General features: G+C 46.6%; 17 protein-coding genes and 1 pseudogene. 10 read left to right on the forward strand and 8 right to left on the reverse strand.

Annotated features, from left to right (window positions below):
- Positions 1-5: 5 nt before the first annotated feature.
- The 6 genes from Q338_RS01065 to Q338_RS01085 are packed head-to-tail and all read right to left on the reverse strand — an operon-like array spanning position 6 to position 3,216.
- On the reverse strand, positions 6-359 hold the full coding sequence (locus Q338_RS01065; RefSeq protein WP_034291142.1) for a hypothetical protein: 354 nt from the start codon (positions 357-359) through the stop codon (positions 6-8).
- A 6-nt stretch (positions 360-365) separates the two neighbouring features.
- Positions 366-653 (reverse strand): hypothetical protein, encoded by a 288-nt coding sequence (locus tag Q338_RS01070; protein WP_034291143.1) that lies wholly within the window; start codon positions 651-653, stop codon positions 366-368.
- Positions 654-674: 21 nt separating this feature from the next.
- A complete protein-coding gene (locus Q338_RS01075) occupies positions 675-1,541 on the reverse strand; it encodes a hypothetical protein (protein WP_034291146.1) in 867 nt (288 codons plus the stop codon).
- A gap of 27 nt (positions 1,542-1,568) precedes the next feature.
- Entirely contained in the window at positions 1,569-2,081 is a 513-nt protein-coding gene (locus Q338_RS01080; RefSeq protein WP_034291148.1) for an SWIM zinc finger family protein, read from the reverse strand.
- Entirely contained in the window at positions 1,981-2,262 is a 282-nt protein-coding gene (locus tag Q338_RS14725) for a hypothetical protein (RefSeq protein ID WP_147293722.1), read from the reverse strand. Before Q338_RS14725 ends, Q338_RS01080 begins: the two co-directional genes overlap by 101 nt.
- A 60-nt stretch (positions 2,263-2,322) precedes the next feature.
- A complete protein-coding gene (locus Q338_RS01085; protein ID WP_034291150.1) occupies positions 2,323-3,216 on the reverse strand; it encodes a Dyp-type peroxidase in 894 nt (297 codons plus the stop codon).
- A 128-nt stretch (positions 3,217-3,344) separates the two neighbouring features.
- Between Q338_RS01085 and Q338_RS01090 the strand changes: the two genes are divergently transcribed.
- Together Q338_RS01090 and aroC are read left to right on the forward strand one after the other, a co-directional pair.
- Complete coding sequence (locus Q338_RS01090) at positions 3,345-3,911, forward strand: FxsA family protein (protein ID WP_248784397.1); 567 nt, start codon at positions 3,345-3,347, stop codon at positions 3,909-3,911.
- A 110-nt stretch (positions 3,912-4,021) separates the two neighbouring features.
- The gene (gene aroC, locus Q338_RS01095) at positions 4,022-5,125 is read left to right on the forward strand and encodes a chorismate synthase (RefSeq protein ID WP_034291154.1); all 1,104 of its coding nucleotides are present in this window, start codon (positions 4,022-4,024) and stop codon (positions 5,123-5,125) included.
- Positions 5,126-5,284: 159 nt separating this feature from the next.
- On the opposite strand, the gene Q338_RS01100 is transcribed toward aroC, so the two are convergent.
- Positions 5,285-6,235, reverse strand: a complete 951-nt coding sequence (locus tag Q338_RS01100) for a peptidoglycan DD-metalloendopeptidase family protein (protein ID WP_051968381.1) — start codon at positions 6,233-6,235, stop codon at positions 5,285-5,287.
- 336 nt (positions 6,236-6,571) lie between these two features.
- On the opposite strand from Q338_RS01100, the gene mltG reads away from it, so the two are divergent.
- A complete protein-coding gene (mltG, locus tag Q338_RS01105; RefSeq protein ID WP_034291156.1) occupies positions 6,572-7,582 on the forward strand; it encodes an endolytic transglycosylase MltG in 1,011 nt (336 codons plus the stop codon).
- 18 nt (positions 7,583-7,600) lie between these two features.
- Positions 7,601-7,852 carry a BolA family protein gene (locus Q338_RS01110; RefSeq protein ID WP_034291158.1) on the forward strand — a complete coding sequence of 84 codons (252 nt, stop codon included), beginning with the start codon at positions 7,601-7,603 and terminating at the stop codon, positions 7,850-7,852.
- 16 nt (positions 7,853-7,868) lie between these two features.
- Here the strand turns inward: Q338_RS01110 and Q338_RS14260 are convergent, their stop codons facing one another.
- Positions 7,869-8,042 carry a hypothetical protein gene (locus tag Q338_RS14260; RefSeq protein ID WP_156961013.1) on the reverse strand — a complete coding sequence of 58 codons (174 nt, stop codon included), beginning with the start codon at positions 8,040-8,042 and terminating at the stop codon, positions 7,869-7,871.
- A 113-nt stretch (positions 8,043-8,155) separates the two neighbouring features.
- On the opposite strand from Q338_RS14260, the gene Q338_RS01115 reads away from it, so the two are divergent.
- From Q338_RS01115 to lpxK, 6 genes and pseudogenes are all read left to right on the forward strand, one after another.
- Positions 8,156-8,791: a TIGR02117 family protein gene (locus Q338_RS01115; RefSeq protein WP_169815831.1), complete on the forward strand. Its 636-nt coding sequence runs from the start codon at positions 8,156-8,158 to the stop codon at positions 8,789-8,791.
- Between the two features lie 105 nt (positions 8,792-8,896).
- The gene (gene pgeF / locus Q338_RS01120) at positions 8,897-9,673 is read left to right on the forward strand and encodes a peptidoglycan editing factor PgeF (protein ID WP_034291222.1); all 777 of its coding nucleotides are present in this window, start codon (positions 8,897-8,899) and stop codon (positions 9,671-9,673) included.
- A 155-nt stretch (positions 9,674-9,828) separates the two neighbouring features.
- Positions 9,829-11,349, forward strand: a complete 1,521-nt coding sequence (locus Q338_RS01125) for a phospholipase D family protein (protein ID WP_034291160.1) — start codon at positions 9,829-9,831, stop codon at positions 11,347-11,349.
- Positions 11,350-11,566: 217 nt separating this feature from the next.
- Complete coding sequence (locus tag Q338_RS01130) at positions 11,567-12,454, forward strand: DMT family transporter (RefSeq protein WP_034291162.1); 888 nt, start codon at positions 11,567-11,569, stop codon at positions 12,452-12,454.
- A gap of 7 nt (positions 12,455-12,461) precedes the next feature.
- A pseudogene (msrA, locus tag Q338_RS01135) lies at positions 12,462-13,406 on the forward strand (peptide-methionine (S)-S-oxide reductase MsrA); the annotation flags it as partial.
- Positions 13,407-13,549: 143 nt separating this feature from the next.
- The gene (gene lpxK, locus Q338_RS01140) at positions 13,550-14,584 is read left to right on the forward strand and encodes a tetraacyldisaccharide 4'-kinase (protein WP_034291164.1); all 1,035 of its coding nucleotides are present in this window, start codon (positions 13,550-13,552) and stop codon (positions 14,582-14,584) included.
- Positions 14,585-14,616: the final 32 nt, after the last annotated feature.

The raw sequence follows: 14,616 nt of genomic DNA on the forward strand, positions 1-14,616 counted from the left end.
CTGCCTCAAAAAATGGGGCAGCCTGAAACATCACGCAAACAAATCCCGAACCAATCTGCCAAACTAACTTGTTGTTCGCCAAAAGAAACCTCAATTTCCAAATCAAACCAATCGGTTTGCGCGGTGGTGCGATAAGTGATTTTGGGCGAATGCAAATTGTATTTCAGCTTCAAATTTTCCTGACCAAACAAAGCGATACCGTTTGCACGCCATTTTTCAATCGCATGCAACAGCCAAAAATCGCGCATCAACTCATCGGTAGGCAAAAAATACATGCCGTCCGCCAGTGTAAAATCCGCATGGCTGTTCGCCACTTTATCAATAAATGATTGTTTTTCAAATATATTTCGCTCACGCACGACAAATTAGCCCTGCTCATTCACACTCACGTGCAATTCGGGGCTGTTCACGTTAATCAATTTGTCGGGGTATTGCGCGGCTGCCTGAAAACGAATCCAGCCTTCATATTCTGAAATATAGATTTGTTTTTCAAAAGCATTTTCTGATGAATGGGCGTTTTCAGGCTGCTTGTTGCGGCTTTTTTTCGCAGGTTTTTCGCTGGCAAAATGTTTGCTTTGAATGCGGTAACGTTGGCTGAATGGTTGCAGCACTTTCTCTTGAAAATCAAGTTTTTGCGATTTGATAAACAGCATTTTTGGATTTTGCTCATAATGCTAAATGTCTTTCGCTACTGCGGGGTTGTTTATTGGATATAAATGATTGTTATGTATCACAAAAAATGGCGACAACAAAATATTTTTGCTGCCGAATGTGTAGCTGTTTTCAGGCAGCCTGATGCGTGGTTCTAGGCGGAAAAATTGTTCATCTTCAAACAGTTGAAATGATAATTCAGGTGTGAAATCGCGGTTCAATTCAATGCGCTGTAAATGATTCAGCGATAAATTGTCGCCACTTTCGTGAACATAAATGGGATATTGCGCTGGCATATTCGCCAACACCTCGCGCCAAGCCAGCAGCGCATGAGCGGTATTTTTGCGGTAGCCAGCGTATTCGTGATTAAAATGATTGACAAATTTTTCCAATAATAACAATGGATTGATTTCGCCATAAATCCCCAAAAACGCCTCTTCGCTCGCCAAATCATAAGATGTGAGCGTGCGAAAATAGGTGGCAAGTTCGCCATTTTTCAATTTAGCCGAAACAAGTTTTAAGTAACTGAATGCTTTACCATTAAATTCCAACATCAAACCCACGCCATGTGTTTGTGGTGCTGTGGTTTGAAATGATGGCGTTTTGCTGATTTCAGGCAGCCTGAAATTGCTAATTTCTTGTAATCCTTCTACTTTTTTAATCAATTCCACGCCGTTTTTGCCAAACGCCACGCCGAAATAGGTCATGTAATCATCGGCTGTGCTTAAACCGTAGGGGGCAAGTAGTTGGTTGATTTGATTGTCAAAGTAATCGGGTTTCAGGCAGCCTTCGCCCAGTTGATTGTTGAGAAATTGCAAAGCCTCCCATTGTGGCTGGCAATAATGGGCTTTGTGGCGGGCAGCCCTGTCGCAATTGCATTGCATAACCATTTGATTTTCATATTTAAATATATTGACTTACGTGTATTGATAAGGGCTGTCCACTCTCAATTGAATCCGCGATTGGGTAGGATTGAAATTTTCCATTTTCACGCCCCAATTGCGCTGTTTACCAAATTGTTTGAAATTTTCAACAAAATCATTTTTGATGAGCATAAATGGAATATTCCCTTGTTCATCAAGTGGGTAGCGCAAATTTCGCTCGGATTGAGTAGGTGCAGAAGCGACTGGCGTAACGGCAACAGCAATCACGTCCGCCAAATGATTTTGCAGATGATTGAGCGCGGCAACGGTGTGTTTGCAAATGCCTTCGTACATTTCTTCATATGGGCAAGTGCATGATGTGGTTAAATTTTTCTCCCAGTCAATGTGAATGGTGTACGGTTTTTGCTGTGTGCCTTGGCAGCGATATTCGGCATGGGTGTTGGTTTCAGAAACGAGCTCGGGGGCATATTCTGCGGCACGGCGTGTGATGGCGGTGGCGGCGTTTTGTTTGATGTAGGCGTGGATTTGTTGTTTGCTTAATTTCATGATTTTGAATATTTTTTAATTTTTTCAGGCTGCCTGAAAATCGCTGGTGGAAAGAAAATAGGCTGATTTTACCCCATATTTTCAGGCAGCCTTTCAGTACACGACAAAAATAACCGTAGGGTGCGCCGTGCGCACCAAAACCCACCACAATATTTAAATTATTCAGTAATTTGGTGCGCATGGCACCCCCTATATTTTTGTGATTGGAAAAATTGTCGTGTACTGTCAGGCAGTCTGAAAATTACAAATCCAATAAACGCTCCACACTCGGCGCATAATAATAACCGCCCGAAATCGCCCGAGTCAGCCTCGACAATAATAAATCCGTCAGCCCATCTTCCACATCACCAAACATATGTTTTAATTGCACTTCAATATTGTGCAGCCGCCCACAATACGCCGTAAACGCCAGCCCATGTACCCCCGAAACCATGCCAAATGGCAAACTGCGGCGCACAATTTTCAATTTCACCCCATCTTCACGCAAATTGGTTCGGGCGATGTGGGAGCATGGGTGGCGTTCTGTTTTCGGGAATTCTTCATTGCTGATTTTGTGGCGGGCGATGGCTTCTTCTTGCTCGGCGATGGAGTGCGCGTTCCATTTGGGTATATCATGTTGATAATGCTGCAAAACCACATAACTGCCACCCCATTCGTTTAGCGCGACTGCGGCAATATCATCGCCCTGCGGATTTTCCGTGCCGTCTACAAAACCGTCCAAACCGCGCTCTTCGTGGCGGCGGAAACCGTGCGTTTCATCGCGCACCACAATGCTGTCGCCAAATGCGTGTAACACGTCTTGCGCCAAAGAAAAATTGCTGTCATGGTTAAGTGATTGAATATGAATAAGTAAATCGTGTTGTGTGGCGGGGGCGTGGTGTGCGCCTGTGCCGTAGCTGGGGAAATTTTTTAATTCGGCGGCTTCGTGGCTGTGTTTCAGGCTGCCCCAAAAATCTGCGCCAAATGCAATGGTTAAACCAATGTTTTCATTGGGATAACGCGCTTGTGCCGCTTCACAAGCCGCGACTGCGTGTTTGCAGGCAGCCTGAATGCGATTTTTATCTATAATATCAGCGAGTAACCAAATGGCGGCTGTGGCGTGGTCGGGCAAAATGGCGGATTGTGGCGTATTCATATTAATTCCTTTTTCATTTTTAAATCAATTATTTGCTAAAATGGTTTGATTGATTCAGCTTGATATTGTATGTGATAAATCATCAAAGCGTATAGTTTACCTGTTTTTACAGGCAGCCTGAAGATTTTTTGCTTGCAAATTGGGCGAATTGTCGCTATTTTTCAGGCATTATCAATTCACTTATGCACGAAAGGTGGCTTATGCGATTTTTGGGGATTTTCTTTTTTATTGGTATGGTGATGGAATTTACCACTTTATTTTTGATGGTGAGCTGGTTGGGTGGTTTGGCGACTTTTGGCTTGATTGTGTTGGGTTTTTTGGCTGGGGCGGCGTTGTTACGTAATAATTTGGGCGTGGCGAAAGTGATGATGGCGGGGCAATTTTTGCGCGGTGGCGTGTCGTTTTACGACATGATGTTGCCGATTCGCATTCCTTTGGCGGGCGTGTTGTTGGCGGTGCCGACTGGGTTTATTTCCAGTTTGTTGGGTTTAATGCTGCTGATTCCGTTTAAGGGGAAACCGATTGCGCCCCAAAATCATCAGTTTAACCAAGATTTTCAACAAGCGGGTTTTCAGTATTCGCAAACGCGTTATTCGGGCAATCAGGACGATGTGATTGAAGGCGAATATACGGTGAAAAATCCATCTCATCAACAGAATAAACGCGTTGATGATGTGATTGAGCATATTAAATAATGATTTTTGTAACAAGGCAGCCTGAAAAGATTTTTCAGGCTGCCTTACTCATTGAGATGATTTGAATATGCTAAAATCCGCCCACCTATTTTATTCACAAGGAAAACACGATGGCTGGCAACACATTTGGACAAATTTTCACCGTAACGACTTTTGGCGAATCGCATGGCGTGGGCTTGGGCTGCATTATTGACGGCTGCCCACCCCATTTGCCGCTTTGCGAAGCCGATATTCAGGCGGATTTAGACCGCCGCAAACCCGGCACCAGTCGCCACGTTACCCAACGCCGCGAAGCCGACCAAGTGGAAATTTTGTCGGGCGTGTTTGAAGGCAAAACCACAGGCACGCCCATTGCGCTGCTCATTCGCAACACCGACCAGCGCAGCAAAGATTACGGCAACATCGCCCAACAATTCCGCCCTGGGCATGCCGACTACACCTACTGGCACAAATACGGCACACGCGATTATCGCGGCGGTGGCAGAAGTTCAGCGCGTGAAACGGCAGCGCGTGTGGCGGCTGGCGCGGTGGCAAAAAAATGGTTGCGAGAACAATTCGGCACGGAAATCGTGTGCTGGGTAACGCAAGTGGGCGAAAAAGAAATTACCTTTGAAAATGAAGATTTTATTTCGCAAAACCCATTTTTCGCCGCCAATCAATCGCAAATCGCCGAACTGGAAAATTACATGGACAGCGTTCGCAAATCGCTGGACAGCGTGGGCGCGAAATTGCACATTGAAGCGCGAAACGTGCCAGTCGGTTTGGGGGAACCCGTGTTTGACCGTTTGGACGCGGACATCGCCCACGCGCTGATGTCCATCAACGCGGTGAAAGCGGTGGAAATTGGCGATGGTTTTGATGTGGTGGCACAACGCGGCAGCGTTCACGGCGATGAACTCACGCCCACAGGATTTAAATCCAACCACGCAGGCGGCATTTTGGGTGGCATTTCCACAGGACAAACGATTACGGCAAATTTTGCGATTAAGCCAACCAGCTCCATTGCCACACCACGCGAAAGTATTGATATTTATGGTAATTCGGTGGAAATTGCCACGCATGGTCGCCACGACCCTTGTGTCGGTTTACGCGCCGCGCCGATTGCGGAGGCGATGTTGGCTTTGGTGCTGATTGACCATGCTTTGCGAAATCGGGCGCAAAATGCCGATGTGCGTGTGAATACGCCTGATATTGCACGTTTGGGTGGGGAATAAATTTCAGGCAGCCTGAATCATTTTCAGGCTGCCTGATTATTTTATATAGTGAATTCAATTTAAACCAGTACAGCGTTAGCTCCCTTATGTACTATGTGTACACGGCGGTCGCTGTCGCCTTGTCCTGATTTAAATTGAATCCACTATAAAATCAAATCATTAAAATTTCACAAAACGCGTTGGGTCAACGGGCGTACCGTTTTCGCGCAATTCAAAGTGCAGTTTCACGCCAGAACTGGAATCGCTGCTGCCCATGGTGGCGATTTGTTGCCCGCGTTTCACATGCTGACCTTCTTTGACCAATAAAGTTTCATTGTGTCCATAAGCAGTTAGGTAAGCCGTGTTGTGTTGCACAATAATCAAATTGCCATAACCACGCAAACCTGAACCGCTATACACCACTTGTCCATTTGCCGCCGCCGACACAGGTTGTCCGCGTGAACCGCTGATTTCTATGCCTTTGTTGGTGCCACCAAAATGGCGCACGATTTTGCCTGCGGTCGGTACTTGCCATGTAATGCCTGATACGGTTTGGCTGGCACCGCTCATGATGGGGTTGGTGCTGGTGGTGGTTTTGGTTGTGGTGGTTGTAGTTGTAGTGGTGGTTTTGGTAACGGTGCTGCCTGCGGGTTTCACGCGCAAAGTTTGTCCTAAATGAATGGCGTTGTCTGCGCCTATATTGTTCCATGCGCGTAAATCTGCTTGGTCAATGCCGTAGCGTTTGGAAATGTTAAACACCGTGTCGCCCGCTTGCACGGTATGCACGCTGGCGGATTTGTCCACAGGCGAATAATTGCCGACATAGGGTTGGCGTGGGGTGCTGGCGGTGTTGTTGCTGGGTTGGGTTGGGGTGTTTACATACGCAGGGTTATCTACGCTGGGTTGTGTGCTTGGCGCGGTTTGGGTGGCTGTGCTGGTGTTGGGGTCGTATTGGGGTGCGCCGTAGGGGTTACTGTCGGTGCTGGGTGGGGTTTGAGTGATGCTGTGGTCAATTGTGGGGGTGTACACATCGGTGCCTGATACGACTGGGGCGGGATTTTGTTGTGTTGCACACGCGCTCAAAGTCAATGCGGCGCAAATGACCAATAATTTATGTTGATGCGGAAACATGGTTATTTTTCTTTCTTTCAAATTGGAGAATGGATTACGCTGCTATCATAATCAAAAGTGGTTTTTTTCTCAAGTTAGCGGTATCAGTAGGGTGGGGTGTTTTCAGGCTGCCTGAAACACACCATTATTTGATTTTATTTGATTTGGGAAATTTTGATACGCGTATTATTTTGATTATCGTGTCAATTTAATTTATTTTTAGATAAACCACAATCCGCTTCCATCAAGCCATTTCCCCCATTTTTCAGGCAGCCTGAACACCAAAAAGTACATAAAAACCATTTAATTATTACAATATATCCCTTATACTTCACGTTTTTCACACGCTAGACGATTATGTTTAAAAAACTATTAAAAATTTTGCTGGGTTTTACTTTACCCTTTGTGTTGTTTGGTGGCGTATTTGCAACAATTTTGCTGATGCAAAAAGACATTCCCCAAGATTACCGCTTACGCGTGGAAAAAGGGCAAGGTTTAGCGGCGGTGGCAGCACAATTGGCAAATGATAATGTGGTGTACAGCAAATTAGCCATGCAATTAGCAGGGAAAATTAATGGCTTGGATAAAGAATTGCGTGCAGGCAGCTATAAAATTCCCACCAAAATGTCCACTTGGGAATTGGTGGAATATTTGAAAAACAAACGTCAACGTCCAGACGCAACCACCATACGCATTATTGAAGGCATGCGCTTTAAAGATATGCGTAAAATCATCAATGAAAACCCAGATTTACAACACGATACCGCCGATTGGTCAGACGAAAAATTATTGGCAGAAATTGACCCAGACGCGCCATCTCAATACCCAGAAGGTCTGTTTTTCCCCGACAGCTATGAAACCGACCAAGGCAGTAGTGATTTACAAGTCTATCGCGCTGCTTATAAAATTATGCAGCAACATTTAAACGAAGTATGGGAAAATCGCGATAAAACATTGCCTTATAAAAATCCATACGAATTGTTGATTATGGCGAGCATTGTGGAAAAAGAAACGGGACACCCCGATGACCGCCGCAATGTGGCTTCCGTATTCCGCAATCGTTTGGAAATTGGCATGCGTTTGCAAACCGACCCAACTGTGATTTACGGCATGGGCGACATGTATAATGGCAATATTCGCCGCAAAGATTTGGAAACAGATACGCCGTATAATACCTATACTCGTGCAGGTTTAACGCCTACCCCAATTGCCCTACCCAGCCGTGCGGCATTGGAAGCGGCGGCGCATCCACATGAATCCAAATATTTGTATTTTGTCGCTAAATTAGATGGTACCAACCGCAGCTATTTCAGCACATCGCTGGAAGAACACAATAATGCAGTACGCAAATATATTTTGAAAAAATAATTTCCAAAGGAACAAATTATGTTACACCCAGAACAAGTCAAACAAATGATTGAAAACGTGATTCCCTGCGAATTTGTGGCGGTGGAAGGTGATGGTCATCACTTTTTTGCCCACATTGTGTCCAGCGAATTTGAAGGCAAAATGCGTTTGGCGCGTCATCGTTTGATTAAAGATGGTTTGGCGGCGCAATTGGCGAGCAATGAATTGCACGCTTTGTCTATTCAAACCGCCGCCACGCCTGCGGAGTGGGCAGCAAAACAGGCAGCGTAATGCTTTTCAGGCTGCCTTACAATACACGACAAAAATAATCGTAGGGTGCGCTGTGCTCACCAATATGATTGAATAATTTAAAGATTTCGGTAAATTTGGTGCGCATGGCGCACCCTACATTTTCTGCCTGAATATGTGATTTATGTTCAGGCAGCCTGAAACCCGATTTATCCCATAATGACCCAGCCAAAGGCAATCTGAAAAATGGATTTTCAAAAAATCATTCAAAAAAATATCAGTAAAATTAAGCAAATAAATAAACAATCTGTAATCAATTTCGTCCTAAAAATGGCGATTGGCGTGATGACACTGGTGTTTGTGTATTTATTGGTGGCTTTGACATTGGGGATAATGGAAGTCCACGCCGACCGCAATGATAAGCAGGGCGAAGTGAGCATTTATTTGGTCAGCAATGGCGTGCATACCGATATTGTTATGCCCATGCAAACGGTGGTTTATGATTGGAATCAGGTGGTTAGCCCGCTACAAACACGCGCTGGACGTTCCGCGCAATATGTGGGCATGGGCTGGGGCGACCGTGGTTTTTATCTGGAAAGCCCAACTTGGGCAGATTTGCGCCCCGACACGGCGTTTCGGGCGATTAGTGGCATGGGCGGTTCTGCCATGCACGTTACGTTTTATGAACGTGCGCCGCAGGAACATGTGGACAGCATTCGCATTCAATTAACCGCTGCGGAATATGAACGGCTGATTAACGATATTTTGCCCAGCTTCAAATTCAATCCGCAAACACAGCAACCGATTCAAATTCCCAACGCTTTTTATCACGACAGCGATGTGTTTTACGAGGCCACAGGCACTTACCATCTGTTTAACACTTGCAATACGTGGACAAACAGTAAATTGAAAAAAAGCGGCTTAAAAGCGGTGGTGTGGACACCGTTTGCCAGCAGCCTGATGAATGCGTATCGGCATTAACGATTTAAAAATAATGGTGGGCGTTGATTTGCCCACCGATTTTTTTATTTTTTTTTCAGGCTGCCTGAAAATTTGATTAACCCATTGATTAAAAAAATAATTAATATGAATCATTCACTCAACCAAGCCATTCATTTAAGCCAGCCCATTACGGGCAGTTTTTTCCATGCCAACTGGTCTGCGCCCAGCCACGTCAAAACGCTCATCACCACGCGCAACGGCGGCGTGAGCGAAGGCGTGTACCGCAGCCTAAATGTGGGCGCACATGTGGGCGACAACCCCGACCATGTTGCCCAAAACCGCGCTTTGGTGCAACAGCAAGTCGCCGTTCCACTTGCCTATTTAAACCAAATTCACAGCGCAGATGTGGTGCAGGCTGCCACCAGCGTTCACGCTCCCTTAAACGCGGACGCTTCATGGGATAACACAGGCACGGTGGCGTGTGCGGTGATGACGGCGGATTGTTTGCCTGTGCTGTTTTGCGACCGTGCGGGTACGGTGGTGGCGGCGGCGCATGCGGGTTGGCGCGGCTTGGCGGGCGGCGTGTTGCAAAACACGGTGGCGGCGATGGGCGTAGAACCGATTGAAATCATGGCGTATTTTGCCCCTGCGATTGGCGCGGAAGCCTTTGAAGTGGGGCAAGATGTGTTTGACGCGTTTGTGGCGGATTTGCCGTCCGCAGAACGCGCGTTTCAGGCGATTGGTGGCGGTAAGTATTTGGCGGATATTTATTTATTGGCAAAACTGATTTTGCAACGCGAAGGCGTTACGCAAATTTTTGGCGGTGAGCATTGTACGGTGTTGGAGCGCAATACGTTTTTCTCGTATCGCCGCGATGGGCAAACGGGGCGTATGGTAAGCGCGATTTGGTTAGAAAAATAATTTTTTAAAATCAATGGAATGATTTTCAGGCTGCCTGTAAGCTATCCCCTCCCCCGTTGTGGACGGGGGAGGGGACAGATGGTTGATAAACTTAAAAATGGTTGTGGTATTTTCAGGCAGCCTGAAAGATAATTTCTACTAAAATATTATTTTTTATGAATAAAATCATTATTGTAATGACAATGTATTTGCTGGCAGGCTGCCACAGTTTGCCAAGTTTAGACACGCGCCGCCCCAGCATTTACATTCCCACTTACACCAGCCCCAGTTTGGAAACCGCGCTGCAATTGCCCGCCCAAAGCGACAGTCCGCCCAATGCCTATATTCACGTTTTGGACAATGCACATGACGCGTATGCGGCGCGCGCGGCGTTGGCGGCGAATGCGGCGGTGTCGCTGGACGTGCGCTATTATATTTGGCGCAACGATGTTTCAGGCAGCCTGCTCACGCGCGAATTGTGGCAAGCGGCGGAGCGTGGTGTGCGCGTGCGTTTATTATTAGACGATAATAATACGCGTGGACTTGACCCGATTTTAACCATTTTAAATCAACACCCTAATATAGAAGTACGCTTGTTTAACCCCTTTTTAAATCGCCAATGGCGGGCTTTGGGGTATTTGGCGGATTTTCCGCGTGTGAATCGCCGCATGCACAACAAATCGTTTACCGCCGACAATCGCGCCACCATCATTGGTGGGCGCAATGTGGGCGATGAATATTTCAGCCACCACGCTGATACCGCGTTTTCCGATATGGACGTGTTGCTTTCAGGCAGCATGGTTACGGAAGTGTCGGCGGATTTTGACCGTTATTGGCGCAGTCAATCTGCTTATCCAATTGATTTAATTGTTAAAAAAGTAAAATCAAAAAAATTAGCCCAAGCCCAGCACCAGCTCACCGCGCCACTCACTCCCGACCAGCAATATTATTTAAACGATGTGGCGCAAAGTCCATTTTATCGCGCCCAAGTTTCAGGCAGCCTGAAACACATTCCCGCGCAAACCGAGCTAATTAGCGATGACCCCGCCAAAGCATTGGATAAACAAATTATTAAACCCAATATTATCAATCAATTAGATGAAGCCCTGAAACAGCCGCAACAGGAGTTATACATTGTCAGCCCCTATTTTGTGCCAACCAAAACAGGCGTGGCATGGTTTAAGCAATTGCGCGAACAGGGGGTGGGCATTACCGTGTTTACCAATTCGCTGAAGGCGACCGATGTGTCGGCGGTGCATTCGGGCTATTTGCGTTACCGTAAACCGCTTTTGCAATCGGGGGTGCAACTGTATGAATTTAAAGCAGAACAAGCCGTTCCAAAACAAACCGACAAGGGTTTAACGGGCAGCTCCACCACCAGTTTACACGCCAAAACTTTTGTGGTGGACAAGCAGCGCGTGTATGTGGGCTCGCTGAATTTGGACCCGCGCTCGGTTGGTTTGAACACGGAAATGGGCGTGGTGATTCACAACGCAAAACTGGCGACCGAAATGCAAAACCAGCTTCAGCGCGAAACCCAACAAACCGCGTATCAAGTTTCCCTAAATCCAAACAAACAGATAGTGTGGCACGACCCAGAAAATCAAACCGCCAGCACCCGCGAACCCGAAGCAGGTTTTTGGAAACGCACGATTAGCAAAATTTTGTCGGTGTTGCCGATTGAGCGATTGTTATAATCGGGATTGGGTTTTCAGGCTGCCTGAAAATAGGAGACATAATCATGTAGGGTGCGTATTACGCACCAAATTCTGTTTAAATTGAATGATTTGGTACGTGGTACGCACCCTACATTTTTTGGCATGGGAAAAATGGTTGGGTGGTATAAGGCAGTCTGAAAATAGTTCGGCATATTATTTTATTCAAATAATTAAATTTAAATAGAAACAATATTTTATGAATACAGAAGCACAAAAAAAATTCGCCCCGATTGGATTAACCATTGGTTGCATTGTTTTTGGTTTGGGCAGTGTGATTGTGGCGCATTTACCGATTGGGGCATACGCGATTGCTTTTTGGCGGCTGGCGGTGGCGGCGGTGATTTTTGCCTTTCTCGCGCGCTGGTTCGCGCAAAAATTCCCTGAAAATACCCACGCCAAACGCTACGCATGGTGGGCGGGGGCGTTTTTGGGGCTGGATTTGGCGTTGTGGCACGAAAGCATTTACGCCGTAGGACCGGGTATTTCTACCGTATTGAATTGTTTGCAAATTTTTTGGCTGACGATGATAGGCGTGATTTGGTTCAAAGAAAAATTATCCAAATTGCAAATATTCAGTTTAATCATGGCGTTAACAGGGATTGTGTTGATTGGCAGCCCCGAATTTGGGCATAATCAAAATGCGATGTGGGGCTTTGTATCGGGGATTTTGTCGGGGTTGATGTTGTCGCTGTCTATGGTTTTTGTGCGTAAAACGCAGCAAGCCGCGCCCACGCCGATTTTTCCCTTGATGTTTCGGATTAGTTTGGGGGGCATGGCGATTTTGATTTTGCCAACTTTATTATTGAATGATAACAATATGTTGCCTACTACATGGTCGCAAATTGGCTGGATTTTGGTGTATGGCGCGGTGATGCAATGTTTTGCGTGGGGCATGATTGCTTATTCTATCCCATTGTTATCATTAAGTTTATCTGGATTATTATTATTAACCGAACCCGTTGCCGCGCTGATGATTGATTTTGCTTTTTTGGATAAGGAAATCAATGGATTGCAATGGTTTGGTGCGGTGCTGACCATGGTCGCCATTTATTTAGGCAGCCTGAAAAGCAAAAACACACATTAATTAAGGAAAAAAGATGAATAAAACCATTTATTTAGCAGGTGGCTGCTTTTGGGGTGTGGAAGCGTATTTTCAACGCATTCGCGGCGTGGTGGCGACACGCGTGGGCTACGCCAACGGCAAAACAGAAAATCCAACTTACGAAGATGTTTGCCGCCGCCACACGGGACACGCGGAAACGGTGGAAATTGTTTACGATGATAATTTGTTGAATTTGCAAACATTATTGCAGTATTTTTTCCGCATCATCAACCCAACTTCGCTGAATCAGCAGGGCAATGATGTGGGTGAACAATATCGCACAGGCGTGTATTATCTTGATTCGGCTGATGAAAAAATCATCGCCGCCGCACTTGCCGCCGAGCAGCGCAAATACCCCCAGCCGATTGTGGTGGAAAATTTGCCTTTGCAACGCTTTGATTCGGCAGAAGAATATCATCAAGATTATTTGCATAAAAATCCCAATGGCTATTGCCATATTGATGTGCGATTGGCGGATTTTCCCGTTTATGCTGCCGAATTTGTCAAGCCCAGCGATGAAATATTGCGCCAAACCCTGACTGATGAGCAATATTATGTTACGCAACAAAATGGCACGGAACGCCCGTTTAGCCATGAATATGACCATTTGTTTGCGCGTGGTTTGTATGTGGACATTGTGAGTGGCGAACCTTTGTTTTCTTCGCGCGATAAATTTGATTCGGGCTGTGGTTGGGCGAGTTTCAGCCAGCCTGTTTCGCCTGATTCTTTGGTACAACAGCTTGATTTGTCGCACAATATGCGCCGTGTGGAAGTGCGAAGCGGCGCGGCAGATTCGCATTTGGGACACGTTTTTCCCGATGGGCTGCCTGAACGCGGCGGCTTGCGCTATTGTATTAATGGCGCGAGTTTGCGTTTTGTGCCGTATGATGAGATGGCGGCGCAGGGTTATGCGGATTGGTTGGATTTTGTTTAATTGATTTTCAGGCAGCCTTTCGGTATCGGACAAATTGTTGAGGCTGCCTGAACTCTGTCCCCTCCTCGTTTGGGACGGGGGAGGGGACAGGTTTGTGGTCATTTCAAAAAAATTGTTGTATAACGGTAAGGCAGCCTGAAACCATGAATCTACACCAAATCATTGAAAAACATTGGCAAAATCCACAACCTATTTTGCGAATTTGCTTGTCGCCCTTATCCAAAATATTCGCCAAAATTGCCGCCAAACGCCGTGCCGACTTCCTTTCAGGCAGCCTGAACGCGCAAAAATTGCCCATTCCTGTGGTGGTGGTGGGCAATATTCATGTGGGCGGCACGGGCAAAACGCCGATTACCGCCGCGCTCGTGTCCGCGCTGCAAACGCGTGGCGTGAAAGTGGGCGTGATCAGTCGCGGATACGGCAGAAAATCGCGTGAAATCCACGTCTTACACGCACACAGCACCGCCGAACAAGCAGGCGATGAACCCTTAATGCTGTTCCGCCAAACGGGTGCGCCGACCGCCGTAGGCGCAGACCGTTACGCGGCAGGCATGGCATTATTGGCACAATGTCCTGATTTACAAATGATTATTTCAGACGATGGTTTGCAACATTATCGTTTGGCGCGAGATGTGGAAATTTGCGTTTTCCCTGCGGCAGACGTGGGGCGTGTGGATTTAGACGTTTTGCCCAATGGCGCGTTACGCGAATCGGTGGCGCGTTTGCAAGATGTTGATTTTGTGATTATTAGCAATGCGACTGCGGCGCAAGTTGCCCAATTCGCCCAAGATTTCAGGCTGCCTGAAACAAAATTATTTGCCAGCGAAACTTTGACGGCTGAACCTTATCGTTTGGCAAATCCCGATGAAAAACTGCTTTCAGGCAGCCTGAAAACGGGGGCGGCGTGCGTGGCGGTGGCGGGGATTGCGCGTCCGCAGCGTTTTTTTAATGCTTTGAATAATATGGGATTTTATTTATCGCAAACCATTGTGTTGCCCGACCATGCCGCCATAAATGTGGACGATTTGCCCCATGCCGATTATGTGTTTATCACAGAAAAAGATGCGGTAAAATTGTCGGGGCAAGTACTTGATAATGTGTGGGTTTTGCCGATTCGGGCGCGGATTGAGCCTGATTTGGCAAATGTGATGATTGGGAAATTGGGTGGGAGAATATAGTCGTAGAAATGAAAATGCAGTACAAGGCGACA

Origin of the sequence: Alysiella crassa DSM 2578 (assembly GCF_000745955.1) — a bacterium.
In the GTDB taxonomy this organism is placed as follows: domain Bacteria; phylum Pseudomonadota; class Gammaproteobacteria; order Burkholderiales; family Neisseriaceae; genus Simonsiella; species Simonsiella crassa.

Coding starts and splice junctions, on each gene's coding strand:
- Q338_RS01070 (WP_034291143.1), bottom strand. CDS start 653: ATGCTGTTTATCAAATCGCAAAAACTTGATTTTCAAGAGAAAGTGCTG.
- Q338_RS01075 (WP_034291146.1), bottom strand. CDS start 1,541: ATGGTTATGCAATGCAATTGCGACAGGGCTGCCCGCCACAAAGCCCAT.
- Q338_RS01080 (WP_034291148.1), bottom strand. CDS start 2,081: ATGAAATTAAGCAAACAACAAATCCACGCCTACATCAAACAAAACGCC.
- Q338_RS14725 (WP_147293722.1), bottom strand. CDS start 2,262: ATGCGCACCAAATTACTGAATAATTTAAATATTGTGGTGGGTTTTGGT.
- Q338_RS01085 (WP_034291150.1), bottom strand. CDS start 3,216: ATGAATACGCCACAATCCGCCATTTTGCCCGACCACGCCACAGCCGCC.
- aroC (WP_034291154.1), top strand. CDS start 4,022: ATGGCTGGCAACACATTTGGACAAATTTTCACCGTAACGACTTTTGGC.
- Q338_RS01100 (WP_051968381.1), bottom strand. CDS start 6,235: ATGTTTCCGCATCAACATAAATTATTGGTCATTTGCGCCGCATTGACT.
- mltG (WP_034291156.1), top strand. CDS start 6,572: ATGTTTAAAAAACTATTAAAAATTTTGCTGGGTTTTACTTTACCCTTT.
- Q338_RS01110 (WP_034291158.1), top strand. CDS start 7,601: ATGTTACACCCAGAACAAGTCAAACAAATGATTGAAAACGTGATTCCC.
- Q338_RS01115 (WP_169815831.1), top strand. CDS start 8,156: ATGACACTGGTGTTTGTGTATTTATTGGTGGCTTTGACATTGGGGATA.
- pgeF (WP_034291222.1), top strand. CDS start 8,897: ATGAATCATTCACTCAACCAAGCCATTCATTTAAGCCAGCCCATTACG.
- Q338_RS01125 (WP_034291160.1), top strand. CDS start 9,829: ATGAATAAAATCATTATTGTAATGACAATGTATTTGCTGGCAGGCTGC.
- Q338_RS01130 (WP_034291162.1), top strand. CDS start 11,567: ATGAATACAGAAGCACAAAAAAAATTCGCCCCGATTGGATTAACCATT.
- lpxK (WP_034291164.1), top strand. CDS start 13,550: ATGAATCTACACCAAATCATTGAAAAACATTGGCAAAATCCACAACCT.